This window comes from Halomonas marinisediminis, assembly GCF_004347715.1.
In the GTDB taxonomy this organism is placed as follows: domain Bacteria; phylum Pseudomonadota; class Gammaproteobacteria; order Pseudomonadales; family Halomonadaceae; genus Halomonas; species Halomonas icarae.
In genome coordinates this window covers 1-275 of sequence record NZ_SLTR01000425.1, presented here as the reverse complement: position 1 = coordinate 275, position 275 = coordinate 1, and the positions used below count along the sequence as shown (strand labels likewise).

Below are 275 nucleotides of genomic sequence, written 5' to 3'. Positions count from 1 at the left end.
CAACGCCTTATTGACGTCGAGACGTGCCATTCCTTTTTCTGGCGCATCCTGACGGCACCTGGCTACCTAATTGGCCTTCCGAGACGGTTCTTTGTTCTCACGCCGCCGGGCGAGGCGATCGCGCTCTCGGGCATCAGGTCGAGGTTCCCAAAGAAAAACCTCACAGAAGAGGAGAAGGCTGCGAAGGAGGCGGCTGAGCATAGCCCCCAGCAACTGCTCCCGAGCACACCCGCTGAACCCGGTCACGGGACGAAGGAAGAAAAAAGGCAAAGTGG

The 275-nt window shown here is 58.9% G+C and carries 1 protein-coding gene; it reads left to right on the top strand.

Annotation, left to right across the window (positions count from 1 at the left end; all coding sequences use genetic code 11):
- A partial coding sequence (locus tag E0702_RS19730; protein ID WP_205742049.1) for a hypothetical protein occupies positions 1-275 on the top strand: 275 nt, incomplete at both ends.